We start from the raw sequence: 26,030 nt of genomic DNA, 5'->3' as shown, positions 1-26,030 counted from the left end.
GGAGCAAATCGGACAGGTCGTTCGTTGTGCAGGCATGGCTGTCGCGTTCCTGCTTTACGTCTTCGCCGAGATCGCCGCGATCTGGGCGGTGGGCTCGGCCGTCGGCTTGCTCGGCACGCTGGGTCTCCTGCTGGCCGGCGCGTTCATCGGCTCCTGGCTGGCCCGCCGCGAAGGCGCCAAGGCGATGAGGGCGTTCACGTCCGCGGCCCGAGCGGGGCAGCCGGCGGAGAAGGAACTCACCGACGGGATGCTGGTAGGCCTCGGCGGCGTGTTGATCCTGGTCCCGGGGTTCGTTTCCGACGTGCTGGGGCTGTTGCTGATGCTGCCGCCGTCGCGGGCGGTGGCTCGGCGGTTGTGGCTGAAGCGGATGGAGAAGCGGGCGGTGCGGTTCGCCAACCAGCGGCGTGGGCCGGTGATGGTGGTGGACAGCGAGGTCGTGCCGCCGAAGGAGCCTCGCCGCGACCAGCCGACGGTCATCGAAGGCCGGATCGTGGAGAACTAGTCCACACACTGGGCCCGGCGCCTCGAACCTTGTCACAATGTGCGCGTGGAGCGCTTGAAGACCACATCCGCGATACGCGTCCGGATGAGCAAGCAGAAGTCTCGGAACACCGGGATCGAGATGGAGCTGCGCAAGTTCCTCCACGGCGCCGGCTTGCGCTACCGAGTCCACCGGCGACCGGTCAAAGGGGTGCGACGGGAAGCGGACCTGGTTTTCGGCCCCGCCCGCGTCGCGGTCTTCGTCGATGGATGTTTCTGGCACGGCTGTCCGGAGCACGCAACGTGGCCGAAGAACAACGCGGACTTCTGGCGCGAGAAGATCGAAACCAACCGCAGACGCGACGCCGACACCGACTCTCGGCTCGAGGAAGCCGGTTGGCTTGCGCTTCGAATCTGGGAACACGAGACAGCTGAGACGGCGGCCGAGCGGGTCGTGGCCGCTGTCCGGGCACGCCGGTGAAGATCAGTCCTTCAGCAGACATAGGCAGCCCGACAAGGTGGGATCGCGTTGCCGCTCTGTCGGACGACGGCTCACCCCGGCCACGGGTAGTAGCCGGTGGTTCGGTGCCCCCTTGTCGTTGGACTAGTCCACGCTGGGCTTCGGGATGTCGAAGTAGCTGGAGAACCGCACCGCCGGGGCGTACTCGCCCTTCACCTTCACCCGGCCCGTCACGAACATCGCCGCCACCGCGGCGTTGCCCGTCGCCATCCTGATGAAGTCGTCCACCGACAGCGTGATCGTGGTGTCCGGGGTTCGGGACAGGTCCGTTGAAGAAACGCACAACCCGTCCTCGATCACCGTCTGGAAACGGTCGTAGCCGTCCTCGCCGGCGCCGTCCGTAAAGCGCCACGAAACGACGAAATCCACGTGACGTGCGCGCTCCGGGAGGAAATGCTCGGACATTCGGCGGAATATCTCGTCCAGGAACACCGCGCGCAGCTCTGGGTGGTCCGCGATCGCCTTCAGCTGGTCTCGCGAAGCGCGCTTGACCACGTCCACCAGGACGTCCGTCGACAGGGAGCTCAGCTCGATGCCCGCGCCGGACTCGCCCAGCATGTGCAGCGTCTCCAGGACCTGGATGAACTGGGAAGGCGTCAAGTTGGCAATGACGAGCTTGTCCGCGAACGCGTTGACCGCGTGGCCGGCGCGCATACCGCGGGGCCGGGAAAGGCGCCACTTCGCTTTTCGGGGCACGGCGACGAACTATACGGGGTGGGGGAGGTCGAAGAATCCGATCAGGCCCGCCGCGAAGGCCAAATCGCCCTTGACCTTGATTCTTCCCGTGACGAACAACACCGCCGGCGTCGACTGGTGGGTGATCAGGCGGAAGAAGTCCGCGGGTGCGATCGTGATCGTGACCCGAGGGGACGAGCGCATGTCCCGGGTGACCGTGCACGAGCCGTGCGAAATCACCGTCTCGTAGCGGTCGTAGCCGCCTTCACCTACTCCACCCGACAGGCGCCAGTGGACCACCGCGTGCAGGTCACGGGCCCTGTCGGACCGGATGTGCGCGCCCATGCGGGCGAAGATCTCGTCCAATACCCGCTCTCGCAGGGGACGTTCCGCGACGACGCTCTCGAGCTGCGCGCGGGACGCCGCCGACACCAGAAACGCGAAGCGCGCCGGGTCCACCTTGCTCAAGTCGAACGCCGGAGCGCGCGAGGCCAGCGTCAGCAGCGCCTTCAGAAAACGGCGGAAGTCGTCCTTGCCGAGGTCGCGGGGGTCGACCGCCTCAGCCAGGGTGTCGGCGTCGAGAGCGTGCGCCTCGGGGCTGAGCGGGTCGAGCCGCTCCAGCGCGTTCACCAGCGCGGCCCCACGGAGCTCCGCGACCTGATCTGCGCTGGTCATCCCGGCGTTGTCGGCCATGGTCACTCCCTCTCAAGCTACTCACCCGTAGGCTACCCGCCAGTAGGTAGGCGGGCAAGCGTGCCGAAATCACCCTCCCGGGGCAACGCCCGGTACCGTCTCCGGGCAGCAACAGGGAGGTCCAGCGTGTCAGAGGATGATCAGCGTCCGCCCGAACGGGCCCGGCGGCTGCCGCGCGCCGTCCGCGAGCGGCAGATCCTGGACGCCGCCGTCCAGGTTTTCTCGCGCCACGGCTACCACGCGGCCTCGATGGACGAGATCTCCGACGTCGCCGGTGTCTCGAAGCCGATGATCTACACCTACCTCGGGTCCAAGGAGGACCTGTTCGGCGCGTGCATCCGCCGCGAGGCGACCCGCCTGCTCGAGGCCATCCAGGCCGGCGTGAAGCCCGATCTGCCGCCGGACATGCAGCTCTGGCACGGCCTGCGGTCGTTCTACCGCTTCGTCGCCGAGTACCGCGAGTCGTGGACGGTCCTGCACCGCCAGGCGCTGACCGTCGGCGGGGCGTTCGCCGCGGAGGTCACCGACATGCGGGTGCGCGCGATCCAGCTGGTCGCCGCGCTCGTCGTGTCCGCCGGCACCCGCAAGGGCGTCGGCGAGCAGGCCGAGTTCTCCGGCGAAGGCCTGTCGGCGGCACTGGTCGGGGCGGCCGAGTCGCTGGCCGACTGGGCCCTCGACCACCCCGACATCTCCGACGGCGTCCTCGCGTCATGGTTGATGAACCTCGTCTGGCTCGGCTTCAACGACCTCATCGAGGGCGAGGTCTGGAAGCCGTCAGAGTGAGGTGATCGTCCCCTCCAGGTGGGGCTTCGCCTTGCTCCACAGCTCGAACGCCCAGCCCTCCGGAGTGGCCCACGACGTGAAGCCCGCCTTCGCCGGCAGCAGCACCGGCTGCTTGAAGCGGACGTCCACCGTGAACGCCTCCGGCAGGCGGCCTTCGAACGCGGCGAGAGCGTGGGCCTTCGTCCACATCCCGTGGGCGATCGCCTTCGGGAAGCCGAACAAGCGAGCCGTCAGCGGGTGCAGGTGGATCGGGTTGCGGTCGCCCGAGACCTCCGCGTAGCGCCGGCCGATGTCACCCGGGACGCGCCAGATCGCGTCCGGCGTCGGCGGCGCCAGCTGCTCACGGCGCCCGGACGGCCCCGAAGACGAGCCGCGACGCAGGTACGTGCTGACGTCGGCCCACACCAGGTCGTCGCCGGCCCAGGCTTCGCTGACGACGTCGAACTGACGGCCCTTCTCGTGCGGGCGCAGGTTCTCCGCGCGCACCCGGATCGTCAGCGGCTCGCTCAGGCGCAGCGCGCGGTGCTGGGTGATCCGGTTCGCGACGTGCACCATGCCGAGCAGCGGGAACGGGAACCCCGGCTCGGTCATCAGCGCCATCTGCAGCGGGAACGCCAGCATGTGCGGGTACGTCGCCGGCAGCTCGTCGCTCAGCCGGAACCCGCACACGGTGTTGTACGCCGCCAGGTGCGCCGAGTCGACGACGACGCCGGTGCGGACCAGTTCGGTGTCCGGCAACGTCGAGCCGGACGCCTTCCGGAGCACGCCGCCGAGCAGCGCCTTCGGGTACAGCGTCGCCAGGCTCGGCGTGCTGTCGAGTTCGCGGATCGCCACGTCACGCCCCCAGGAGGGCCTGGCCGCAGACGCGGACCACGTTGCCGTTCACCGCGGCCGACGCCGGGTTCGCGTACCAGGCGATCGTCTCGGCGACGTCGACCGGCAGGCCGCCCTGGCCGAGGCTGGACAGCCGCCGCCCGGCCTCGCGGATGAACAGCGGGACCGCCGCCGTCATCTTCGTCTCGATGAACCCGGGCGCGACCGCGTTGATCGTGCCGCCGTACGCCGCGAGCTGCGGCGCGCCGACGTTCACCATGCCGATCACGCCCGCCTTCGACGTCGCGTAGTTCGCCTGGCCGACGTTGCCGGCGATGCCCGCGATCGACGAGACGCCGATGATCCGGCCGTTCTCGTTCAGCACGTGATCGCCGAGCAGCTTGTCGTTCACCGCGAGCTGCGACGCGAGGTTCACCGCGATCACGGAGTCCCACGCGCTTTCGCTCATGTTGCCCAGCGTCTTGTCGCGCGTGATGCCCGCGTTGTGCACGACGATGTCGACGCCGCCGTGCCGCTCCTTCAGGTACTCCGCGAGCTTCGCGGGCGCGCTCGGCGAAGTGATGTCGAGCTGCAGCGACGACCCGCCGATCTTGTTCGCCACCTTGGACAGGTCGCCGCCCTGGGCGGGGATGTCGAGCGCGACGACGTGCGCGCCGTCGCGGGCCAGCACCTCGGCGATCGCCGCGCCGATGCCGCGCGACGCGCCGGTGACCAGCGCGACCTTGCCGTCGAGGGGCTTCTCCCAGCTCGCGGGCGCCGACGCCGTCTTGCCTTCGGCACCGATCCGGATGACCTGCGCGTCGACGAACGCGGACTTCGCGGAGAGCAGGAAACGCAGCGTCGACTCCGTCGCCTCTTCGGCACCTTCGGCGACGTACACGAGCTGAGCCGTCGCGCCGCGCTTCAGCTCCTTGCCCACGGAGCGCACGAAGCCCTCGAGAGCGCGCTGAGCGATTCGCTCGCGGCCCTCGACCTGCTCCGGCGGCGTCCCCAGGACGACCACCCGGCCGGACGGCCCGACGCTGCGGATCACCGGGTGGAAGAAGTCGTAGACCTCGCGCAGGCGCGAAGGGTCGGTGACGCCGGTGGCGTCGAAGACGAGCGCCGCGTGCCGGTCGGCCGCGGAGGTGATGACCTCGATGCCCGCGTCGGCGATCTGGTCGCGAAGGGTCTTCTCGAGCCGGCCGCCGGGCGCGGCGCCCAGAAGTGCGGGACCCTCGAGAGCGGGTTGCCCGGGCTGGTAGCGGCGCAGCGTGGCGGGGTTGGGCAGGCCGAGCTTCGGCACCACGAACTTCCCCACCGGGGTTTTCGTGAACTGCTGGTACCTGTCAGCCATCGCTTGCCTCCCGTGCAGTCTGCGTCACGTCGCAGTCTAACCTACTGCCGAGTAGGTTACAGTGTGAGAGAGCCGACGAGAGAGGTGGAGTTCATGCCGCCGAAGAAAGCCCCCGCCGTGCGCAAGGTCGCGATCATCGGGGGCAACCGGATCCCCTTCGCGCGCTCCAACGGCCCGTACGCGAAGGCGTCGAACCAGGACATGTTCACCGCCGCGCTCGACGGCCTGGTCAGCCGTTTCTCGCTGCAGGGCGAGGTGATCGGCGAGGTCGCCGCCGGCGCCGTGCTCAAGCACTCGAAGGACTTCAACCTGGCCCGCGAGAGCGTGCTCGGCAGCAAGCTCTCGCCCGCGACGCCCGCGTCCGACGTCCAGATGGCGTGCGGCACCGGCCTGCAGGCCATCATCAACGTCGCGAACAAGATCGCGCTCGGCCAGATCGACTCGGCCATCGCCGGCGGCGTCGACACGACGAGCGACGCGCCGCTGGCCGTCAACGAGGACCTGCGCCAGATCCTCATCCAGCTCAACTCCGCCAAGACGCTGGGCGACCGCCTCAAGCTCGTCGCGAAGATCCGGCCGGGGCACATCGTCCCGGCCATCCCGCGCAACGAGGAGCCGCGCACCGGTCTGTCGATGGGCGAGCACGCGGCGCTGACCGCGAAGATCTGGGAGATCACCCGCGAGGCGCAGGACGAGCTGGCCGCAGCCAGCCACCAGCACCTCGCCGCCGCGTACGACCGCGGGTTCTTCGACGACCTCGTGACGCCGTTCCTCAAGCTCACGCGCGACCAGAACCTGCGCGCGGACTCGACCGCGGAGAAGCTCGCCAAGCTCAAGCCGGCCTTCGGCGGCCCGGGCGGCACGATGACCGCGGGCAACTCGACGCCGCTGACCGACGGCGCGTCGACCGTCCTGCTCGCCACCGACGAGTGGGCGAAGGCGCACAAGCTGCCGGTGCTGGCGTACCTGACGTTCTCGCAGACCGCCGCCGTCGACTACGTCCACGGCGAAGAGGGCCTGCTGATGGCGCCCGCGTACGCCGTGCCGCGGATGCTCGCGCGCGCCGGGCTTTCGCTGCAGGACTTCGACTTCTACGAGATCCACGAGGCGTTCGCGTCGCAGGTGCTGGCCACGCTCAAGGCGTGGGAGGACCCGGCGTTCGCCAAGGAGAAGCTGGAGCTGGACGAGCCGCTCGGCGCGATCGACCGGGCGAAGCTCAACGTCAACGGCTCGTCGCTGGCGGCCGGGCACCCGTTCGCCGCGACCGGCGGCCGGATCGTCGCGACGCTGGCGAAGCTGCTGCACGAGAAGGGATCCGGCCGGGGCCTGATCTCGATCTGCGCGGCCGGCGGCCAGGGCGTCACCGCGATCCTGGAGAAGTAACCGCACGAAAAAGGGCCGCCCCTCGCTGGGGCGGCCCTTTCGCGTTCTAGTTGGGGAGGGCCTTCTGGGTCCGCTTCGCGAGCTTGTTGGCACGCTTCTGGCCCTTGCGGCTCAGCTTCCCGGCGGCAGCTGAAACGTCCTTCGCGGCGTGCTTCGCGCGCCAAGCCGCCGACGGCTTGCCGTGCGTGTCGCTGACCGCGAGCAGCAGGCCACCCGCCAAGCTCGCGTTCTTGAAGAACTGGACCTGCTGCTGCTGGCGCTCGCCCGGGTCCTTGATGGCCCAGAAGCTGTGCGTCGCGAGCGTCGTCGGCACGAGGCTGCCGAGCAGCAGCCCCGCGGCCAGCCGGGGCGCCTTGCCGGACGCGAGCGCGAGGCCGGCGCCGATCTTCACGGCGGCGTCGATGCGGACGAGCGTCACCGGGTCGCGGGGGACCTGCTCCGGGACGACGTCGCCGACCTTTTCGAACGCGCTGTTGAGGAACGGTTCCGCCGCCTTCGCGTGTCCCTCGGCCTGCCTCAGCGCATTGATCCCGCCGGTCACGAAGATCGTGGCCAGCAAGGGACGTGCCACTCGACGGAGTATCACGGTCGTTGCCTTCCTCGTACGGGCCGCTGCCTGGTCGAACCTATCGCTTGGGTGCCCGCTCCGCTGCCGCTCGAACCCTCATCGGTGTTTCTGCGCGAATATCGCTCGAACGCTAGAGAAGGCTAGAAAGTGTTAGCGGTTGACTTTGACGCTGCGTCAACTTCTATCGTCGAGGCATGGAGTGGTCGATCCAGGACCTCGCCCGCTCGGCCGGGACCACGAGCCGGACGCTGCGCCACTACGGCGCGGTCGGCCTGCTGGAGCCCAGCCGCGTCGGCCGCAACGGCTACCGCTACTACGACGAGCAGGCGCTCGTCCGGCTGCAGCGGATCCTGCTGCTGCGCGAACTCGGCCTCGGACTGCCGGCCATCGCGGAGGTCCTGGACGGGCAACGCGACCGCGTCGCGGCGCTCGAGACCCACCTGGAGCTGCTCGAACAGGAGCGGCGGCGGATCGGACGGCAGATCGATTCGGTCCGGACCACGCTACGGAAACTGAAGGGAGGTGAACGACTGATGGCAGAGGAAGTCTTCGACGGTTTCGACCACACGCGGTACGAGGAAGAGGTCACGCGCCGCTGGGGCGCCGACGCGTACCGGCGCGGTGACCAGTGGTGGAGTTCGTTGTCCGCCGACGAGAAGAAGGCCCACCAGCAGGAGCAGCTGGACATCGCCGCGGCATTCGGGTCGGCCCACTCGGCCGGGCTCGCGGCCGGCGCCGACGACGTCCAGGCGATCGCGCGGCGGCTGCACGAGTGGCTTCGGCCGGCGGTGTCGTCCGTGTCCGCGGGATACTTCGCGGGGCTCGGGCAGCTGTACGTGGACGACCCGCGTTACGGGTTCGAAGGCGCGGCCGCGGAATTCGTCCGCGACGCGATGAAGATCTACGCGGAGCGGAACCTGAACGCCTAGCGCCACGTCGTAGTGCGCGCTGGGGGTAGGGACGAGCAGGGCTGCAGACCTGTTCGTCTCTATGTACGGCCATCCGGTCGAACCTCGGCGACACGCCTAGGCGTCTATGGCGGAATATCGGGCTCGCGCTAGATACGTCGATAACTTGGCAGCGTGGACCCCATCCGCAACCCCTTCGCGCCGGGCGCCGGGCAACGGCCGCCCGAGCTGGCCGGGCGCGAGCGTGAGCTCAAGGCCTTCGAGGTCGTGCTCGAACGGGTTGCGCGAGGGAGACCCGAACGCAGTCTCGTGCTGACCGGGCTGCGGGGGGTCGGCAAGACCGTGCTGCTCGGGGAGCTGCGCGCGATGGCCGTGCGGCACAAGTGGGGTGCCGGGAAGATCGAGGCGAGGCCGGACGCCGAGCTGCGGCGGCCGCTGTCCGCCGCGCTGCACCGGGCCATCCGGGACCTCGCCGTGCGGCACCGCGCGCCGGACCGGGTCGAAGAGGTGCTCGGCGTGCTCAAGGCGTTCGCGCTGCGGGCCAACAAAGCCGACGCCAAGCTGCGCGACCGCTGGCAGCCCGGCATCGACGTGCCCGCCGCGCAGGGCCGCGCGGACTCCGGGGACATCGAGATCGACCTCGTCGAGCTGTTCACCGACGTCGCCGAGCTGGCCGCGGACGTCGGGACCGGCGTCGCGCTGCTCATCGACGAGATCCAGGACCTGCAGCCCGACGACGTCTCCGCGTTGTGCGCCGCCTGCCACGAGCTCTCGCAGTCCGGCGCGCCGCTCGTCGTCGTCGGGGCCGGGTTGCCGCACGTGCCCGCGGTGCTGTCGGCGTCGAAGTCCTACTCCGAGCGGCTATTCCGGTACGCGCGGATCGACCGGCTCGACCGCGCGGACGCCGACTTCGCCGTGATGGCGCCGATCGAGCGCGAGGACGCCGGCATCGAGCCGGAAGCCCTCGACGCCCTCTTCGACGCGTCCGGCGGCTACCCGTACTTCATCCAGGCCTACGGCAAGGCGGCCTGGGACGCGGCGCCGTCCGACCCGATCACGGTCAAGGACGTCCAGGTCGCCGCCCCCGAAGCGGAGTCGGAGCTGGCCGTCGGCTTCTTCGGCTCGCGGTACGACCGGGCGACGCCGGCCGAGCGGGAGTACCTGCAGGCGATGGCCGAGCTGACCCAGGGCCGCGACGAGCCCGCCGGCACCGCCGACGTCGCCGTGTTCCTCGGGCGGAAGCCGTCTTCGCTGTCGCCGGCCCGTGACAGCCTGATGAAGAAGGGTCTGGTGTTCTCCGCCGAGCGAGGCCAGATCGCCTTCACCGTGCCGCACTTCGGCCACTACCTGCTCGGACGCGACTGACCTGGGCTTTTCCGGACGTCTCGCGCTCTATGAGCGTTCCTACCCTCTTCTTGGGAAATCCCTATAGACCGGTAGAGAACCGTAGCGGGTTGCCTTGCCGTGACCGCGGCCACCCTCCATCTTTCCGGCCCGTACCCAGGTTTGCCGACGATTCATCGGCGAGTGTGCCAAGTCACCGGATATTCGTTGGAATCCTTGTGAAAAAAGGTGCATACTAGAGGCACAAGCCACCAAGACCCTTGAAGGGGATGCAGAAACCGATGAACAACATCGCCGCCAAGCTCCGTGCCCGTCGCGCCGAGGTTCGCACTCGCCGGGCGCTGAACCGGGCGATCGACACCGCCGCGACCGCGACGGTCCGTCAGGAACTCATCGCGATCGCGCAGGCTCGCACGGGCTACATGCGCTGATCCCGCCTCACCCCGTGGCGGTCGCCCATTCGAGTGACCTATGCCACAAAGTGCTGAGGCTGTAACGCCACCCAAAGTGGCGTCGATACCCCCTACGACCCCGTGATGCTGGCGGACCCCCGACCTGGCAGCATCGCGGGGTTTCCCATGTCCGGGGTCCGAAAATTTTCTTGCCCTCGCCGGCTTGCGCAGTATTCTTTGACTTCGTCAACGAGTTGTTTGAGGTGGTCAATGAACAACGCCCAGACGGCCGACCGGGTGGCCGCGGTTCGCGCCTTCAACCGGCTCTACACCGGAGTCATCGGCGTGCTCGACGAAGGGCCGGCGGACGCCGAGTACTCACTGCCGGAAGCCCGCGTGCTCTTCGAGCTCGCCCACCAGGACCCGCTGCCGGTGACCGACCTGCGCAAACGCCTCGACCTGGACGCCGGGTACGCCAGCAGGCTGCTCGCCCGGCTCGAGTCGCGCGGGCTGATCTCCCGCGAACGGTCCGACGAAGACGCCCGCCGCCAGCTCGTGCGGCCGACGCCGGCCGGCCGGGACGCGTACGCCCTCCTCAACCGCCGTTCGACCGAGCAGATCAGCGGGCTGCTGCGCCGCTTCGCCGACGAAGACCAGGAGCGTCTGCTGGCCGCCATGCGCACGATCGGCGACCTGGTCGGCGAGCGCCGCCGTGACCCGGCCCTCGTGCTGCGTCCGCCACGACCGGGTGACCTCGGATGGGTGGTCGAACGGCACGGCGCGCTCTACGGCCGCGAGTACGGCTTCGACGTCCGGTTCGAAGGGCTCGTCGCCGGCATCGTCGCGGATTTCGCCGCTCGTGACGACTCGGGCCAGGCGTTCTGGATCGCCGAGCTCGACGGAGAGCGCGTCGGCAGCATCGCGTGCGCCCGCGGGCTTGACGCGGACACCGCGAAGCTGCGGCTGTTGCTGCTGGAGCCGTCGGCCCGCGGCCACGGCGTGGGCAGGCGGCTGGTCACCGAGTGCGTCGAGTTCGCCCGGGCGCACGGCTACCGGACGATGGAGCTGTCGACGGTGTCCGTCCTCGCCGCCGCCCGCGCGCTCTACCGCGGGGCCGGGTTCGAGCTCGTCGGCGAAAAGGACTTCGACGACTGGGGGCCGAAGCTGACCGAGGAGACCTGGCGCCTGGAGTTCTAACGCGGCACGCGGCCGAGCAGGTGGAACTCCGGGTTCGGGCGCAGCGCGGTCAGGTGCGCGAGCCGGTTCGACATCGCGAACAACGCCGTGATCGCGCCGACGTCCCAGATTTCGTCGTCGGTGAGGCCGGCGTTGCGCGCGGCTTCGAGATCGTCTTCGCCGAACAACGCGGAGTCCTGGGCGAGGGCGAGCGCGAGGTCGACGATGGCGCGGCCGCGTTCGTCCAGCTCGACCTGCCACGGGTTGCTCGCCACGCGGTCGGCGAGCTCGGGATCCTTGGCACGGATGCGCAGGATGGCCCCGTGCGCGACGACGCAGTAGGTGCAGTGGTTGGCCCCGGACGTCGCGACGACGACGAGTTCGCGCTCGGCTTTGGTCAAGCCGTCGGAGCGCTCCATGAGTGCGTCGTGGTAGTCGAGGAAGGCGCGCAGCTCGGCGGGGCGGTGCCCGAGGGCGCGGAAGATGTTCGGTGTGAAGCCGGACTTCTCCGCGATCACGCCGACGCGCTCGCGCAGGTCTTCGGGCAGGTCTTCGAGTTCCGTGATCGGGAACCGGCTCACCGCGTCGCTCATGTCCTTCACGCTAGCCGTGGTTGGCTGTCACCGTGACGGACTGGTACTGCGAACGCCTCGCGCCCGGGCTCTGGGGTGAGCCGCTCAACAGTCTCAGCAACCTTGCCTTCCTCGTCGCCGCCGTGCTGGTTTGGCGGCTGGCCGCCGGGGATCGCGTCGGGCGGGTGCTTGCCGGGCTGATCGGGCTCGTCTTCGTGGCCAGCAGCGTCTTTCACCTCGTCGCGACGCGGTGGGCCGCCGTCGCGGACTCGGTGAGCATTCTTGCTTTCGCGCTCGTGTACGCCGTGTTGTTCGCGCGGGTCTTTTACCGCTGGCGGTTCGCCTGGCTCGCCGCGCCCGCGTTTCTCGCGCTCACCGTGGGCACCGCGCTGCTCGGCGGTGGGCTCTACCTCTCCGCGCTGATCGGGCTCGGGATCTTCGCCGCGCTACTGGCCTTCGAGCGCGATGCGTACTGGACGCACTTCGCCGTCGCGGGTGCCGTGTTCGCGCTTTCCCTGTCCCTGCGCACGCTCGACCGGGACGTGTGTGACTACGTCCCGGTCGGCACGCACTTCCTCTGGCACCTGCTCAACGGGCTGGTGCTCTACCTCGTCTCGCGGACGCTCGTCCTCAGAAACAGTCCTTAGTGGACACCGATCGGCCGCAGGTCCTTGTCGTTCTCGTCGGCGTGGTAGTCCTCGGCGTTGGTGTCGTCGGTGCCGTTGAAGATCTTCATCCGGCGCGCGATCACCGTGACGATCGCCGCGACCACCAGGTTGGCGATCAGGGCGACGAAGCCGACGTAGATCTGGACCTGCGAACCCGAGAACGGGTGCCAGCCGAAGATCGACATGTTGCCCAGGGCCAGCGCCGAACCGCCGAAGTGCTGCTTGCCGTTGGCCGGGTTGGGGATGCCGTACAGCATGATCAGGCCCCAGCCGATGCCGACGACCCAGCCCGCGATCAGGCCCCAGCGGTGGAACCAGCGCGTGTACAGCGCGAGCGCCACGGCCGGCAGCGTCTGCAGGATCAGGACGCCGCCGATGAGCTGGAGGTCGATCGAGAACTGCGGGTCGATCAGGATGATCACGGCGACCGCGCCGAGCTTCACGACCAGCGAAGCCAGCTTCGCCTGCTTCGCTTCTTCAGCCGGTGTCGCGTTCTTGCGGATGTACTCCTTGTAGATGTTGCGGGTCCACAGGTTGGCCGCGGCGATCGACATGATCGCGGCCGGCACCAGCGCGCCGATGCCGATCGCGGCGAACGCGATGCCGGCGAACCAAGACGAGAACTGGCTGTCGAACAGGACCGGGACGATCGTGTTGCCGTCCGCCTTGCCGGTGGCCGCGTTCGTCAGCGGCTTGACGCCCGCCGTGATCGCCACGTACCCCAGCAGCGCCAGCAGGCCCAGCACCAGCGAGTACGCCGGCAGCGCGACCATGTTCCGCTTGATGACGCTGCGCCCGCGCGAAGCCAGCACGCTGGTCAGCGAGTGCGGGTAGAGGAACAGCGCCAGTGCCGAACCCAGCGCCAGCGTCGCGTACTGCAGCTGGTTGTTGGCGGTCAGCAGGATCGACCCGGCCGGCTTGCCGGTGGCCGGGCTCGGCGTGCCGAGCTTCTTCGCCGCCGTGTCGAAGATGTGCGACCAGCCGCCCAGCTTCGAGGGCAGGTAGATGATCGCCACGAGGATGACGATGTAGATCAGGATGTCCTTGACGAACGCGATCAGCGCGGGCGCCCGCAGGCCGGACTGGTAGGTGTAGAAGGCCAGGATCACGAAGGCGACCAGCAGCGGCAGGTGCCCGACGATGCCGGAGCCGTTGATGCCCATCGTCCGCAGCACGGCTTCGAGGCCGACCAGCTGCAGCGCGATGTACGGCATCGTCGCGACGATGCCGGTGATCGCCACCAGCAGCGCGAGGATCGGGGAGCCGAAGCGGCCGCGCACGAAGTCGGCCGGGGTGACGTAACCGCGCACGCGCGAGACCGACCACATCCGCAGCGCCGGGAGCAGCACGATCGGGTAGACGACGATCGTGTACGGCAGCGCGTACAGGCCGAGCGCGCCGGCGCTGAACACCAGCGCGGGCACCGCGACGAACGTGTACGCCGTGTAGAGGTCGCCGCCGAGCAGGAACCACGTGATCCACGAGCCGAACTTGCGGCCGCCGAGGCCCCATTCGTCCAGGTGGTCCAGCGTGCTGCCGCGCTGCCAGCGCGACGCCATGAACCCGAGGACGGTGACCAGCGCGAACAGGATCGTGAAGATGATCAGCTCGGGCCACTGCAGGTTGCTCATCGAGCGTCCCCCTCGTCCAGGTCCTCGACGCTCAGCTTGTCCGGGGCGTCCACCGTGGGCTTGTCCCGCGTCATCATGTAGACGATCCAGGTGCTGAGCACCCCGATCGCGACGAAGAGGAACTGGAACCAGTAGAAGAACGGCATCCCGAACAACCGTGGACCGTCCATGTTGAACAGTGGCGTGACCAGGACCAGCAGCGGGACGATCAGGAGCAGGTTCCACGGGCTGAACTGCAGCCCGCGCACCTTCCCGTCGTGCTTCTCAGTCGACATCGGACCTCACCTAACACTCCCGTAACCGACCGCCTGACCTTAGAACCTGGGTGACGGCGCGTCACGTCTGTCCGATATCGATTTGATCGCCACGGACCGCGTTGCCGACCAACGTCGGTTGCCCCGCCCCCACCCGGCCTATATCAATAGCCGGACTCCGCACGCGAAAACCCGATAAGGGGCAACCGTATGACACGACTCCGCTACGCGGTGGTGATCCCGGCCATCGCCGGCACCCTGCTGGCCGGGTTCACGCCGGCCTTCGCAGGCCAGGAGGCCGCGGCCGGCAAGCAGCCGCTGAACTCCACGAACATCCCGGCGCAGTACGCGAACCAGAAGCTGGACTGGCACAAGTGCGCCGTCCCCTCCGAGCTGCCCACGGCCCCGCCCGCGGGCGCCGAAGACATGGAGTGCGCGACCTACAAGACGCCGCGCAACTGGTACCAGGCGAACGCCCAGATCGACCTGACCATCGCGGTCAGCCGCCTGAAGGCGACCAAGGACGCGACCGCCAGCGTCGTCACCAACCCCGGCGGCCCGGGCGCGCCCGGCCGCAACTTCCCGGCGCGGCTGCGCAACCAGCCGAAGCTGCGGGAGCACCAGGAGATCGTCGGGTTCGACCCGCGCGGTACCGGCAAGAGCACGAACATCACGTGCGGCGGGGCCATCGGCACCGGCTCGGACCTGGACCCGCGTGACCGCGACCGCCAGAACCTGAACCTCATCGTCCAGGCGACGAAGTACGCGGCGCTGTCCTGCCAGCAGAAGTCCGGCGAGCTGGGCCCGCTGATCAACACCGACCAGACGGTCAAGGACATCGACCTGCTGCGCGTGCTGCTCGGCCGCGACAAGATCAACTGGGTCGGCTACTCGGCGGGCACCTGGATGGGCGCGCACTACGCGCAGGCCTACCCCACCCGCACCGGCCGGTTCGTGCTCGACTCCTCGACGGAATTCACCACGACCTGGCAGAAGTCGTTCGACTGGCAGCCGCTCGGCTTCGAGCGCCGCTGGCGGCAGGACTTCCTCCCGTGGATGGCGAAGTACGACAAGCTCTACCACTTCGGCACCACCGGCGAGGCGGCCCGCCAGACCTACGAGCAGGTCCGCTACGCCCTGACCCAGGGCGCGGTCACCCTGCCCGACGGTTCGAGCGTGTCGGCCAACGGCCTGGACGCCTTCATCGCGTCTTCGATCTATTCGAAGCGGTCCTTCCCGGGCCTGGCCGACTACCTGGTCAGCGTCCGCACCCTGACCCAGGGCACGGCGTCGGCGCAGGCCAAGACGTCGGCCGCGCAGAAGGTCAAGGCCGCCGACAAGAGCACCGACACCTCCGGCGCGCAGCCGCTGATGGTGCCGACCGACGGCGACGCCTACGACGCGTCGTTCTGGACCATCCCGTGCAACGAGGGTCCGTGGACCGGCACCGTCAACAGCGCGATCAAGGACTCGCAGCGGCTGATCGACAAGCAGCAGCCGCTGCTGGGCGCCGGCTGGTTCATCCAGCCGTGCCTGTTCTGGAAGAAGACCCCGGCGCCGCTGCCCGTGCTGGACGGCAAGGGTGTCCCGCCGGTGCTGATCGTCGAGTCGGAGCACGACCCGGCGACCCCGATCGAGGGCGCGCGGCGCGCGCACAAGGCGTTCGCGAACTCGCGGATGCTGACGATCACGAACGAGGGTGACCACGGGATCTACGCCGGCGGCAACGCGGGTGTGGACAAGGTCGTGGAGGCCTACCTGGTCGACGGCGTCGTGCCGAACGACCAGAGCCTGCCCGGGGTGGCACTTCCGGTGCCTCCGGGCGCCTGACGCCACTAGGTGTTTGAGGCCTATTTGGATTAGACCGGCGCGCTTTCCGCAGGTCAGAAGCCTGATCGGAACTTTGCGCCGGGCGACGTCCAAATAGGCCTCACCGTGGGGCCCCGTCGGACTTCGGTCCGGCGGGGCCTTTTCCACACCTGTGCACAGAGTTGTCCACAGGCGGTGGACAACTCGCGTGGTACTAGAATCAGCGCCATGGTGCGGGTACCGCTGACGAGCGAAGAGCGCGAACGAGGCGAACGCCTCGGCCAGGCGTTGCGAGCGGCCCGGGCCGGGCGGAGCATGGTCGACGTCGCCGACGAGGCCGGGATCTCGGTCGAGACGCTGCGGAAGATCGAGACCGGGCGGATTCCGACGCCGGCCTTCTTCACGGTCACGGCCATCGCGGACGCGGTGGGGCTGCCGTTGGAGGAGTTGCGGGCGGCCGTCGCGCCGGCGGGGTCGCCACCGCTTTCCCAGGCGAGCTAGAGCGGGCGAAGCTGGTTCAGGATGTGCTCGCGGTCGTTGAGGAACGCGCAGCCCGCGACCGGCAGTTCGTAGCTGTTCAGCAGCTTCTCGAAGTCGGAGAACTCGTCCGACGAAAACCCGAACCCCCGCTTGACCGCGTGGGCCGACAGGACGTCGGCCAGTTCCTCCCACTCGCCGGACCACAGGAGCGTCCGGTAGTGCGTGTACTCCTCCGGGGACAGCCGGCCCGCGAGGCTCGTCAGCACGCTGTCGGCGAAGAAGCTGATCCGGTTCTCCTTGAGGTCCGCCACCGTCGGGTTCGCCGGGTCGCGGGCCGCGTCGGGGTTGCGGACCACGCCGGGGCCCGCCACCGGGTACGCCGTGTGGACGTGGCCGTTCTCCTCGACCAGCACGATCAGGTGCACGTTGAACCGCTCGCCCGCGCAGCGCCAGCGGCCGTTCTGCTGCTGCCACCGGGCTTCGCTCGGGTCGTTCGCGACGTCCTTGACGACCGAGATGATGTGCTCGTTGCTCCAGCCGGGCGGGAACTCGCTGGTCGCCCGCCGCCCGACGCCCGGTGCGTGTCCGCCTCCCACGGGTGCTCCCTTCGTCGCAACGAGCGTAGGTCAAACGGCGGCGGACAGCACCACGATGCCGACGACGAGGAGGTCGGGACCCCGGAAGAGCTGCCGGGTCAGGTTGGCGGGCATCGGCCCCATCGGGGTGTCGACGAAGCCCGGATTGGCGTAGTCGACGGCCGTTCGCGTGACCGTGCGCAGGATCGACAGCACCGCCAGCGGCACGGCGAGCCAGGAATCCAGGCCGAACGACGTCCCACCCGCGAGGGTGACCACGGCGAGCACGCCCGCCCAGAGCAGGCCGGCGACGGCGAGCACCACGCCGTGCGCCAGCACCAGCTCCCGGTTCGCCGATCCCAGCCAGCGGCGGCGGCCCGGGTTGCGCCACAGCTCGCCGAGCCCGGCGCCGAACGGCGTCAGCGCCACGTATGCGCCGAGGCCGGCCAGGACCGCGCCCGGCAGGGTCGGCAGCGCGATGTGCGCCACGACCACCGCGAAGCCGACCAGCACCGCCGCCCCGGCGTAGCGCGACCGGCCGAGCGTGCCCGCGACGGCCAGCCGCAGCGGAGTCGGCGGCCGGAGGGAAAGCCCGATCGGCGCGGACGGCGGGAGCAGCATCATCGGGTCGAGGAAGGTGACGGCGACCGACCGCAGCACCCGGCCGTCCCACCCGGCGAGCAGCGCAGCCCGGCCCGCGCGCGGCACCGGCTCGCCGCCGAACGCCAGCGGCAGCGCCGCGACCAGCACGCCGGCCGCGACGAACTGCACGGTCACCGGGCCGAGGCCGAGCGCGGCGATTGCCAGCCCCAGCACCGCGAGCGCCAGCGGGCCGATCGCGTCGAACCGCAACGACGTCCGCCTCGCCGAAGCGAACGCGACCACCGCGGTCGCGGCGACGACGGCGATGCCCGCGCGCCAGTGGTCGAGCCCGGCCCCGCCGACGGCGAGCATCAGCGCGGCCAGGTACCCCGTCACCGCCACCACGCCGGTCCAGGCGCCGAGCAGCCGCAGCGTGACGACGCGGCCGCGGTCCACCGGCGCGAAGTCGAGCCAAGTCAGCTCCGCCGGCTCGACCCACACGAACCCGCGGCGCAGCAGGCCGCGCCAGCCGACCGCGCAGCAGAGCGTGAGCAGCCCGAGCACGGCCGGGAAGTCCACAAGGGACGAGCCGTAGACGGCCTGGCGCCACGCGTCGACGTGGAAGAACGCGGTGAAGAGGAACCCGAAGCCGAAGAGGAAGACGAACGAAGCCGTGTCGCCGCTGAAGATCCCGCCGAACCGCTTCCGGCCCGGGATCCGCATCCGGCGCGGGGCAAAGGTCACCACAGTTCCAGGACGCTGTCCGCGGCTTCGAGCAGCGGCGGGTGGTGCGTGGCCACCACGACCGCCGCGCCGGCCGCCGTCGACCGGGCGATCACCTCGACCAGCCATTCCTTGCCCGCGGTGTCGAGCGCGCGCTCCGGCTCGTCGAGCAGCAGCACCCGGTGCGGGCGCGCGGTGACGCCGAGCAGCAGCAGCCGGCGACGCTGGCCCGCGGAGAAGTGCCCGGACGTGACGCGCATGCGTTCCCCCAGGCCCGCGTCCCGCAGCAGCTCCTCGTGGTCACCGAGGTCGGCGCCGAACGTGCCGGACAGGAGCTCGAGGTGCTGCACCGGTGTCAGCTCGGCGAAGAAGTCGGAGTCGTCGAACAGCACGGACACCTTGCGGCGGAACTCGACGTCCCGCTCGTCCGGCGCCTTGCCGTCCACGAGCACGCGGCCCCGCTGCGGCTTCTGCATGCCGTAGAAGCAGCGCATCAAAGTCGACTTGCCGACACCGTTCGGCCCGACGATCGCGGCGCACTCGCCGGGGTCGACGGAGAAGTCCAGGTCATCGAACAGCCACAGTTCGCCGGCCCGGACGCCGATGCCCTTTGCGTCGATCATCGGAGCGCTTCGAGCACCGGGGCGAACTGCTCCATGTTCTGCTCCAGGACGGTGTAGTAGGCCAGGCCGAACCGCTCGCGGTGCGCGTGGAGCTGCTCGGCGACCTCGGCGGGCGAGCCGATCAGCGCGGTCGGCACCACGGCGAGCTGGTCGGCGCTCAGCACGCCCTTCGTCAGCTTCGCCAGCTCTTCGAGGGCCGCCGCGCGGTCGTCGGTGATGTGGACGAAGTGGCAGAGCAGGTTGAACTCGGCGTCGCGGCCGCCGAGCTTCGATCGGACGAACCCGACGCGTTCCTCGATGTCCTCCGCGCTCGCCGGGACCAGCGCCCCGCCGTCCGGGGTCTTGGCCGTACCGGTGAAGCCGATGATGTCGGCGTGCTCGGCGGCGAGGGTCAGGATGCGGTCGCCGCGGCCGGCGAGCAGCAGCGGCGGCCCTCCGGGACGCACCGGTGCCGGCTTGTGCTCCGGATCGGCGTACCGCCGCTTGAGCTCGGCGATCGCCCGCTCGAGGTGGTCGACGCGTTCGCGCGCGGACGGGAACGGCATCCCGGCGGCCTCGAACTCTTCCTTGACGTACCCCGCGCCGAGCCCCAGCTCCAGGCGGCCTTCGGTGAACTGGTCCGTACCCGTGACGTCCCGCGCGAGCAGCGTCGGGTTGTAGAAGGGCGCGTTGAGCACGAACGTGTTCAGCTTGACGCGCGAGGTGACCTCGCCGGCGAGCACGAGCGCCGGGAACGGCGGCGCCATGCCGAGGTGGTCGGCCGCGGACAGCACGTCGTAGCCGAGGTCCTCGACCTTGCGGCACTTCTCGACCCATGCGGCGCGGCTGTCCGGTACGACCATGTTCACGCCGAAGCGGAATTCCCCAGTCATACGATCAAGGTACTCAGCGGAGCTTTTCGATCACCGGGGCGAGCCTGGTCAGGTCGTCTTCGAGCACCGTGAAGTAGCTGGCGCCGAGGGTTTCGCGGGTGCGCAGCAGCTGCTCGGTCACCGCCTCCGCCGAGCCGGCGAGGACCGTGGCCAGTGCGCCGAGCTCCTCGATGGCGAGGTGCGGCACGAGCCGGTGTGCCGTCTCCAGGGCCGCCCGCCGGTCATCGGTGATCCGGACGAAGTGGACCATCAGGTTCAGCTCGGCGTCCCGGCCGTCGAGCACCCGCTTCACGAAGCCGGCGCGCTCGGCCAGCGCGGCGGATCCGGCCAGCGCCAGCCGCCCCTCGGCCGCGCCGGGCGCCGTGCCGGTGAGGGCGATGGTGTCGGCGTGCGCGGCGGCGAAGGTCAGCATCCGGTCGCCGCGGCCGCCGAGCAGCAGCGGCGGCCGCGGGCGGCCGGTGAACGCGCGCTCGAGCTCGGTGACCACGTCGACGAGCCGGCCGAACCGGCGGCCGGGCGTGCCCCAGTCGATCCCGGCGGCTTCGAACTCCGCGCGGACGTACCCGGCGCCGATCCCGATCTCCACCCGGCCGCCGGTGAACTCGTCGAGCGCGGCGAGGTCGCGGGTCAAGACCACCGGGTTGTGGAAGCTCGCGTTGAGGACGTAGGTGTTCAGCCGGATTCGCTCGGTGGCCTCGGCGGCGAGGAGCAGTGCGGGCACCGGCGCGACCCGGCCGAGGTGGTCGACCACTCCGACGACGTCGTAGCCGAGGTCCTCGGCCTGGCGGCATTTCGCCACCCACTCGGCCCGTGAGCCGGGCACGTACAACGCCACCCCGAAGCGGAACGGTCTCATGAGCCCGAAAGTACAGGGAAGGGGACGTCCCGCAGGACGTCCCCTTCTCCGGTCACAAAGCTCAGCTCAGGCGCTGGGCCAGCGCGTCGAGCTCGTCACGCAGCGAGGTCGGCACCTCGCCGATCTTCTGGAACCACTCCTCGATCAGCGGCAGCTCCTCGCGCCACTCCTCGGGCTTGACGTCCAGGGCGGCCTGGATGTCCTCGATCGGCTCGGTCAGGCCCTCGGTGTCGAGGTCCTCGGCCCGCGGCACGAAGCCGATCGGCGTCTCGACCGCGTTGCCGCGACCCTCGACGCGCTCGACGACCCACTTGAGGATCCGCGAGTTCTCGCCGAAGCCCGGCCACAGGAACCGGCCGTCGTCGCCGCGGCGGAACCAGTTGACGTAGAAGATCTTCGGCAGCTTGTTCGCGTCGGCGTTCTTGCCCAGGGTCAGCCAGTGCTTGAAGTAGTCACCGGCGTGGTAGCCGAGGAACGGCAGCATCGCCATCGGGTCGCGGCGCACGTTGCCCACGGCGCCCGCGGCCGCGGCCGTCGTCTCCGACGACATGGTGGCGCCCATGAACACGCCGTGCTGCCAGTCGCGGGCCTCGTTCACCAGCGGCACCGTCGTCTTGCGACGGCCACCGAAGAGGATCGCCGAGATCGGCACGCCCTTCGGGTCGTCCCACTCCGGCGCGAGGATCGGGCACTGCGACATCGGCGTGCAGTAGCGCGAGTTCGGGTGGGCGGCCTTCTCGTCGGAGTCCGGCGTCCAGTCCTGGTTCTTCCACGACGTGGCGTGGGCCGGCTTGTTCTCCATGCCCTCCCACCAGATGTCGCCGTCGTCGGTCAGGGCGACGTTCGTGAAGACCGTGTTGCCCTTTTCGATGGTGCGCATCGCGTTCGGGTTGGTGTGCCAGTCGGTGCCCGGCGCGACACCGAAGAAGCCGAACTCGGGGTTGACCGCGTACAGGCGGCCGTCCTCGCCGAAGCGCATCCAGGCGATGTCGTCGCCGAGCGTTTCGGCGCGCCAGCCCGGGATGGTCGGCTGCAGCATGGCCAGGTTGGTCTTGCCGCAGGCGCTCGGGAACGCCGCCGCGACGTAGTGGACCTTGTCCTCGGGCGAGATCAGCTTGAGGATCAGCATGTGCTCGGCGAGCCAGCCCTCGTCGCGCGCCATCACCGAAGCGATGCGCAGCGAGTAGCACTTCTTACCCAGCAGGGAGTTGCCGCCGTAACCCGAGCCGTAGCTCCAGATCGCGCGCTCTTCGGGGAAGTGCGAAATGTACTTCGTCGTGTTGCAGGGCCAGGAAACGTCCTTCTGGCCCGGTTCGAGCGGCGCGCCGACGGAGTGCAGCGCCGGCACGAATTCACGCTCGCTGCCATCCGGCGCGACGAACTTGTCGAGGGCCGCCTTGCCCGCGCGGGTCATCACGCGCATCGACGCGACAACGTAGGCGAAATCGGTGATTTCGATACCCAGCTTGGGATTCTCGTCGGCGAGGGGACCCATGCAGAAGGGGATGACGTACATCGTGCGGCCGCGCATCGAGCCCCGGAAGAGCTCGGTCATGGTGGCCTTCATCTCGGCCGGGTCCATCCAGTTGTTGGTGGGACCGGCGTCCTCGGGACGCTCCGAACAGATGAAGGTGCGGTCTTCGACGCGGGCGACGTCGGTGGGGTCGGAAGTGGCCCAGAAGGAGTTGGGCTTGGACTTGAGCTGCACGAACGTCCCGGCCTCGACCAGCTCCTGGTTGATCCGGGCGGCTTCTTCGTCGGACCCGTCGACCCACACCACGCGGTCCGGGGTGGTCAGTTCGGCGACCTCCCGGACGAAGGACAGCACGCCGGTGTGCGTCGTCGGCGCGGTGTCCAGTCCGGGGATGGCGACTGCGGTCATCTCTACTCCTGACTTCCGACGACAAATGAGCCCGCACCGGAACGACGCTGTCCCGGTGCGGGCCTCATTGCCGGCGACCGAATGGCTTCGCGCACCGGCTGGCGAACCGGTGTGCGGATTTTGGGATTCTTCGAGAGTAACCGCATGACCGGCAGGTAACAGAGAGCTGACGTGTACGTTCTCTCACAGGACCGATAAGGGGATCGATTCAGAAGGTCGCTTTCTTTTCATTGACGACATGAAGAAAGCCCGAGACCGGAATCTCGGGCTTTCAAACTGTGACCTGGGTTACTTCAGTTGGGGGAGATCCACTGCCCGGTGCCGGAGTCGATGCGCGCGACGCCTTCGAGGGTCTGCGTGCCGGCCGCGCCCCAGGCCGCGTCGTCGGCCGGGTCGCCGAGCTGCTCGCCGCCGCCCGAGTCCAGCAGTCCACTGTTGACCTCGGTCCACTGGCCGGGTCCACTGTGCTCGAACGTCGTGGTCGTGCCGTCCGCGTCGGTCTGCACCGCGATGTCGGCTTCGCCGTCGCCGTCCTTGTCGGTGAAGGCGATCGTGCCGCCGCTCTTCGTCTCGACGATGGCGGTGTCGTTGTGGCCGTCGTGGTCGGTGTCGATCGTCGCGGCGCCCGCGTCGATCTCGCCGTCCGGCATGTCCGCGTGGATGTGACCGCCGGAGCCGTCGTCGCGGCCGCCGGTGTCGGAGTCGTCGTGACCACCCCCGGAGGCCTCGACCCACTCGCCGCTGGCCTCGTCGTAGACGGCCTGCTCGACGACGTGCCCGGTGTCGTCCAGCACGGCGTACTGGTCGGCTTCACCGTCGTGGTTCGTGTCGATGAAGGCCTGGGAGGTGCCGTCGTCGTGTTCGACGATCGCGGTGTCGTTGACGCCGTCCTCGTTCACGTCGTAGTTGACCTCGGCCTGGTACTCCTGGCCGTCGACGTGGACGGTCATCGCCTCGGTGCCGCCGGCATCGGTGTCGCTGCCGCCGCTCTCGTCGACCCACATGGGAACTGCCCCCTTTGAACCGGGTAACGCCGTCTCTGACCTGCTGTCGGAGGGTATGACTCACCGTAGGCCCGTTCGGTTCCGCTCCACAACCGGGCGGCCGGTCAGGCGGTCTTGTCCCGCAGCGCCCGGATCCGGGTCAGGAAGGCTTCGGCCCGCTCGCGGCCGTCGCTGACCTCTTTGAGCCGCTTCGACACGACCGCGATCTTCTTGGCGCGCTCCTGGGCGCCCATCTTGATCGTCTTGTCGACTTCCTTCAGCTCGGCTTCGATCGCGTCGATGCGCCGGCCGAGCGCCTCGTCCAGCGCCATCGACAGCTGCTGTTCGGCCTCGATGAGCTGCTCGGCGACGAGCTGGTCGAGCGTCGAGCGGGCGTCCGCGATGGCTTCGACGAGCCACTGCTTCATGTGCTGCTTGTCGGCCGCGTGCTTGCGCGTACGCGCCATCCACCAGCCGGCGCCGAGGCCGATGATGATCGTCGCGGGCAGCACGACGGGGTTGAGGATCGCGACGCCGGCCAGCGGCAGCGCGGCCACCTTGCCGGCGCCGACCCCGCCCGAGATGCCCATGAACACGAGCAGCTTGTCCTCGGCCGTCGGCGGCTTCTTGTCCGGCGGCCGCAGTACCACCGGCGGGCCGCCGGCCCGGGCGAACTGCGCGCGGATGACGTCGAGCTCCTCGGCGGAGAACAGCTCCGACAGCGAGACGTTGGTGACGTGGTTCAGGCGCTGGGAAAGCAGCATCGAGATCCGCTGCGAAGTCGTCTGCAGCGCGATGTCGACCTGCTGCGGCAACGCGGTGAGCTCGTCGCGCTTCGCCGCGTCTATCAGCTGGCGGAAGTGAGTCTGCGCGTCCCGCATCTGCCGGCTGCTTTCGTGCAGGACCTCGACGCGCGTGCGCTGCACCTCGCCGCGCAGCTTCAGCTGCCAGCCGCGGGTCGACGTCCGGCGTTCGGCCTGCAGCTGGTCACGGCGTTCGCGCAGCTGCTCGGCTTCGGCTTCGCCCGCGGACAGCGCGCGGCTCTCGGCCTGCAGCTTCGCCTTCAGCTCGCCCAGCGCGCTGGAGAGGGCGCGCAGCGTGTTCGCTTCGCCGAGCATGGCCGAGCGGCCGACGAGCAGCTCCTGCAGCGCCGTCTGCACCGCGGCGACGCCGGACTTCTCCCGCAGCATCGCGGCCATCTGCTCGTTGGGCGCCTTCGCCGCCGTCTCGAACATCCGCGCCGACACCGGGTGGAACACCGAATCGGCGAAGCGCGGCGCGTGGTCGCGCAGCAGCTGCCGGTCGGCCTCCATGACCTCGCGCCAGCCGCGGAACATGTCGACCTTGGTCAGCGCGAACACCACGGTCTCTACGCGCTCGCCGACGTCGCGCAGGAACTGCAGCTCGGTCGAGGTGAACGGCGCCGACGCGTCGACGACGAACAGCAGCGCGGTCGCGCCCGCGGCGGCTTCCTTGGCGAGCTCGCCGTGCATCGAGTCGAGCCCGCCGACGCCCGGGGTGTCGACCAGCGAAAGGCGCTCCAGCAGCGGCACCGGCCCGGTGACCTCGACGTAGCGCGGCGGGATCTGCCCGGGCGGCAGCTCGTGCGCGGCGGAGACCCAGTTGATCAGCTGGCCGAGGCCGATCGGCACCGGCGCCAGCTGGCCGGGGTAGCAGGCCTGCGCGCCCCACGCGTCGGCGTGGTCGAAGACCAGGTAGGTCGCGGTGGCGACGTCGGCGTCCACAGGGGACAGTCCCGGCGTCGCGAGCAGCGCGTTGACGAGGGAGCTCTTGCCGCGGTTCGTCTCGCCGACGACCACGACGGCCGGCTTCTTCGGCCGGGCCGCGCGGACCTGCTCGACCCACTTGGCGGCGGCCGGATCGGCGTCGCGGACGACGGTCAGCAGCTGGTCTCGCGCCGCCGCGACCTGCGCGGGCAGGCTCGGCGCGGTGGGTGCGCTCACGAGGTCTTCTTCGCGTAGACGGTGACGATCGGGGCGCGCAGCAGCCGGTCGTGGTCGGCGAAGCCGGTGACTTCGGTTTCGGCCACGATGCCCTCGAGCGCCGGGTCTTCGGTGGGGATCGCGCCGCCGGCCTCGTGCCGGGCCGGGTCGAACCGCTGGCCGTCGGGCCGCAGGGCCTGGACGCCGATCGCGGCGAGGCCTTCTTCCAGGCGTTCGACGACGCCGCCGCTGCGGGCGCGGTCCAGCGCGTACAGGCACATCTGGATCAGGGCCTGGCGGTCGGCGAGCGCACGCTCGAGGTCCGCCATTCTTTCGGGGGCTCCGGGTGGCGGAGCCCCCGGCTCGGGGCGAAGCCCCGATGATGACGTGTCGACCTGCTGCTGCAAGGGGTGCACATCGGTGTCCGACGCGGCGGTCCCGCGGTCGGTTCCGTCCTTGCGAAACCACGCCATGCGGACAGTGAA

The 26,030-nt window shown here is 69.7% G+C and carries 28 protein-coding genes; 11 read left to right on the top strand and 17 right to left on the bottom strand.

The genetic code is table 11. The features are described 5' to 3' along the window. Window positions 1–34 precede the first annotated feature (34 nt). A complete protein-coding gene (locus ACZ4TR_RS01840) occupies window positions 35–502 on the top strand; it encodes an FxsA family protein (RefSeq protein ID WP_465285343.1) in 468 nt (155 codons plus the stop codon). 84 nt (window positions 503–586) lie between these two features. Further along, window positions 587–961: a very short patch repair endonuclease gene (locus ACZ4TR_RS01835; RefSeq protein ID WP_465286263.1), complete on the top strand. Its 375-nt coding sequence runs from the start codon at window positions 587–589 to the stop codon at window positions 959–961. Between the two features lie 123 nt (window positions 962–1,084). Here the strand turns inward: ACZ4TR_RS01835 and ACZ4TR_RS01830 are convergent, their stop codons facing one another. Continuing rightward, window positions 1,085–1,654, bottom strand: a complete 570-nt coding sequence (locus tag ACZ4TR_RS01830) for an SCP2 sterol-binding domain-containing protein (RefSeq protein WP_465286262.1) — start codon at window positions 1,652–1,654, stop codon at window positions 1,085–1,087. Between the two features lie 51 nt (window positions 1,655–1,705). Next, window positions 1,706–2,368: an SCP2 sterol-binding domain-containing protein gene (locus ACZ4TR_RS01825; protein ID WP_465285342.1), complete on the bottom strand. Its 663-nt coding sequence runs from the start codon at window positions 2,366–2,368 to the stop codon at window positions 1,706–1,708. A gap of 126 nt (window positions 2,369–2,494) precedes the next feature. On the opposite strand from ACZ4TR_RS01825, the gene ACZ4TR_RS01820 reads away from it, so the two are divergent. Further along, complete coding sequence (locus ACZ4TR_RS01820; RefSeq protein WP_364510291.1) at window positions 2,495–3,151, top strand: TetR/AcrR family transcriptional regulator; 657 nt, start codon at window positions 2,495–2,497, stop codon at window positions 3,149–3,151. On the opposite strand, the gene ACZ4TR_RS01815 is transcribed toward ACZ4TR_RS01820, so the two are convergent. Further along, window positions 3,143–3,985, bottom strand: a complete 843-nt coding sequence (locus ACZ4TR_RS01815; protein ID WP_465285341.1) for a MaoC family dehydratase — start codon at window positions 3,983–3,985, stop codon at window positions 3,143–3,145. The genes ACZ4TR_RS01820 and ACZ4TR_RS01815 overlap by 9 nt on opposite strands. Before the next feature lies 1 nt (window position 3,986). Continuing rightward, window positions 3,987–5,321, bottom strand: a complete 1,335-nt coding sequence (locus ACZ4TR_RS01810) for a 3-oxoacyl-ACP reductase (RefSeq protein ID WP_465285340.1) — start codon at window positions 5,319–5,321, stop codon at window positions 3,987–3,989. 93 nt (window positions 5,322–5,414) lie between these two features. Here ACZ4TR_RS01810 and ACZ4TR_RS01805 point away from each other — a divergent pair, with 93 nt between their 5' ends. Beyond that, window positions 5,415–6,704, top strand: a complete 1,290-nt coding sequence (locus tag ACZ4TR_RS01805) for an acetyl-CoA C-acetyltransferase (protein WP_465285339.1) — start codon at window positions 5,415–5,417, stop codon at window positions 6,702–6,704. Between the two features lie 46 nt (window positions 6,705–6,750). Here the strand turns inward: ACZ4TR_RS01805 and ACZ4TR_RS01800 are convergent, their stop codons facing one another. Further along, window positions 6,751–7,290 carry a DoxX family protein gene (locus tag ACZ4TR_RS01800; RefSeq protein WP_465285338.1) on the bottom strand — a complete coding sequence of 180 codons (540 nt, stop codon included), beginning with the start codon at window positions 7,288–7,290 and terminating at the stop codon, window positions 6,751–6,753. Between the two features lie 176 nt (window positions 7,291–7,466). Here ACZ4TR_RS01800 and ACZ4TR_RS01795 point away from each other — a divergent pair, with 176 nt between their 5' ends. From ACZ4TR_RS01795 to ACZ4TR_RS01780, 4 genes are all read left to right on the top strand, one after another. Then, on the top strand, window positions 7,467–8,201 hold the full coding sequence (locus ACZ4TR_RS01795) for a MerR family transcriptional regulator (RefSeq protein ID WP_465285337.1): 735 nt from the start codon (window positions 7,467–7,469) through the stop codon (window positions 8,199–8,201). A 153-nt stretch (window positions 8,202–8,354) separates the two neighbouring features. Next, entirely contained in the window at window positions 8,355–9,545 is a 1,191-nt protein-coding gene (locus ACZ4TR_RS01790) for an AAA family ATPase (protein ID WP_465285336.1), read from the top strand. Window positions 9,546–9,805: 260 nt separating this feature from the next. Then, window positions 9,806–9,955, top strand: coding sequence for a hypothetical protein (locus ACZ4TR_RS01785; RefSeq protein ID WP_284750174.1), 150 nt, complete (start codon window positions 9,806–9,808; stop codon window positions 9,953–9,955). Window positions 9,956–10,186: 231 nt separating this feature from the next. After that, window positions 10,187–11,113, top strand: a complete 927-nt coding sequence (locus tag ACZ4TR_RS01780; RefSeq protein ID WP_465285335.1) for a bifunctional helix-turn-helix transcriptional regulator/GNAT family N-acetyltransferase — start codon at window positions 10,187–10,189, stop codon at window positions 11,111–11,113. Here ACZ4TR_RS01780 and ACZ4TR_RS01775 read toward each other — a convergent pair. After that, the gene (locus ACZ4TR_RS01775; RefSeq protein ID WP_465285334.1) at window positions 11,110–11,685 is read right to left on the bottom strand and encodes a peroxidase-related enzyme; all 576 of its coding nucleotides are present in this window, start codon (window positions 11,683–11,685) and stop codon (window positions 11,110–11,112) included. The two genes, ACZ4TR_RS01780 and ACZ4TR_RS01775, sit on opposite strands and share 4 nt — an antisense overlap. A 20-nt stretch (window positions 11,686–11,705) precedes the next feature. On the opposite strand from ACZ4TR_RS01775, the gene ACZ4TR_RS01770 reads away from it, so the two are divergent. After that, window positions 11,706–12,311, top strand: a complete 606-nt coding sequence (locus ACZ4TR_RS01770; protein WP_465285333.1) for a hypothetical protein — start codon at window positions 11,706–11,708, stop codon at window positions 12,309–12,311. Here the strand turns inward: ACZ4TR_RS01770 and mctP are convergent. Next, complete coding sequence (mctP, locus tag ACZ4TR_RS01765) at window positions 12,308–13,963, bottom strand: monocarboxylate uptake permease MctP (protein ID WP_465285332.1); 1,656 nt, start codon at window positions 13,961–13,963, stop codon at window positions 12,308–12,310. The genes ACZ4TR_RS01770 and mctP overlap by 4 nt on opposite strands. Next, window positions 13,960–14,238 (bottom strand): DUF3311 domain-containing protein, encoded by a 279-nt coding sequence (locus ACZ4TR_RS01760; protein ID WP_364510263.1) that lies wholly within the window; start codon window positions 14,236–14,238, stop codon window positions 13,960–13,962. The genes mctP and ACZ4TR_RS01760 overlap by 4 nt, the downstream gene beginning before the upstream one ends. Window positions 14,239–14,427: 189 nt before the next feature. Between ACZ4TR_RS01760 and ACZ4TR_RS01755 the strand changes: the two genes are divergently transcribed. After that, on the top strand, window positions 14,428–16,047 hold the full coding sequence (locus tag ACZ4TR_RS01755; RefSeq protein ID WP_364510261.1) for an alpha/beta hydrolase: 1,620 nt from the start codon (window positions 14,428–14,430) through the stop codon (window positions 16,045–16,047). 207 nt (window positions 16,048–16,254) lie between these two features. Then, the gene (locus ACZ4TR_RS01750) at window positions 16,255–16,527 is read left to right on the top strand and encodes a helix-turn-helix transcriptional regulator (RefSeq protein ID WP_465285331.1); all 273 of its coding nucleotides are present in this window, start codon (window positions 16,255–16,257) and stop codon (window positions 16,525–16,527) included. Here ACZ4TR_RS01750 and ACZ4TR_RS01745 read toward each other — a convergent pair. From ACZ4TR_RS01745 to ACZ4TR_RS01705, 9 genes are all read right to left on the bottom strand, one after another. Beyond that, entirely contained in the window at window positions 16,524–17,102 is a 579-nt protein-coding gene (locus ACZ4TR_RS01745; protein ID WP_465285330.1) for an EndoU domain-containing protein, read from the bottom strand. The genes ACZ4TR_RS01750 and ACZ4TR_RS01745 overlap by 4 nt on opposite strands. Before the next feature lie 30 nt (window positions 17,103–17,132). Further along, a complete protein-coding gene (locus ACZ4TR_RS01740; RefSeq protein WP_465285329.1) occupies window positions 17,133–18,410 on the bottom strand; it encodes a hypothetical protein in 1,278 nt (425 codons plus the stop codon). After that, a complete protein-coding gene (locus ACZ4TR_RS01735; RefSeq protein ID WP_465285328.1) occupies window positions 18,404–19,009 on the bottom strand; it encodes an ABC transporter ATP-binding protein in 606 nt (201 codons plus the stop codon). The genes ACZ4TR_RS01740 and ACZ4TR_RS01735 overlap by 7 nt, the downstream gene beginning before the upstream one ends. Then, entirely contained in the window at window positions 19,006–19,881 is an 876-nt protein-coding gene (locus ACZ4TR_RS01730; protein ID WP_465285327.1) for a TIGR03621 family F420-dependent LLM class oxidoreductase, read from the bottom strand. The genes ACZ4TR_RS01735 and ACZ4TR_RS01730 overlap by 4 nt, the downstream gene beginning before the upstream one ends. A 13-nt stretch (window positions 19,882–19,894) precedes the next feature. Further along, the gene (locus tag ACZ4TR_RS01725; RefSeq protein ID WP_465285326.1) at window positions 19,895–20,737 is read right to left on the bottom strand and encodes a TIGR03621 family F420-dependent LLM class oxidoreductase; all 843 of its coding nucleotides are present in this window, start codon (window positions 20,735–20,737) and stop codon (window positions 19,895–19,897) included. A 61-nt stretch (window positions 20,738–20,798) separates the two neighbouring features. Next, complete coding sequence (locus ACZ4TR_RS01720; RefSeq protein WP_364510241.1) at window positions 20,799–22,619, bottom strand: phosphoenolpyruvate carboxykinase (GTP); 1,821 nt, start codon at window positions 22,617–22,619, stop codon at window positions 20,799–20,801. Window positions 22,620–22,912: 293 nt separating this feature from the next. Then, window positions 22,913–23,623 carry a hypothetical protein gene (locus ACZ4TR_RS01715; RefSeq protein ID WP_465285325.1) on the bottom strand — a complete coding sequence of 237 codons (711 nt, stop codon included), beginning with the start codon at window positions 23,621–23,623 and terminating at the stop codon, window positions 22,913–22,915. Between the two features lie 104 nt (window positions 23,624–23,727). Further along, a complete protein-coding gene (locus ACZ4TR_RS01710; protein WP_465285324.1) occupies window positions 23,728–25,566 on the bottom strand; it encodes a dynamin family protein in 1,839 nt (612 codons plus the stop codon). Continuing rightward, window positions 25,563–26,018 (bottom strand): nucleotide exchange factor GrpE, encoded by a 456-nt coding sequence (locus ACZ4TR_RS01705; protein WP_465285323.1) that lies wholly within the window; start codon window positions 26,016–26,018, stop codon window positions 25,563–25,565. The genes ACZ4TR_RS01710 and ACZ4TR_RS01705 overlap by 4 nt, the downstream gene beginning before the upstream one ends. Window positions 26,019–26,030: the final 12 nt, after the last annotated feature.

The sequence above is a fragment of the Amycolatopsis sp. NPDC028719 genome (assembly GCF_055565395.1).
This window is presented reverse-complemented; position numbering and strand designations above follow the sequence as displayed.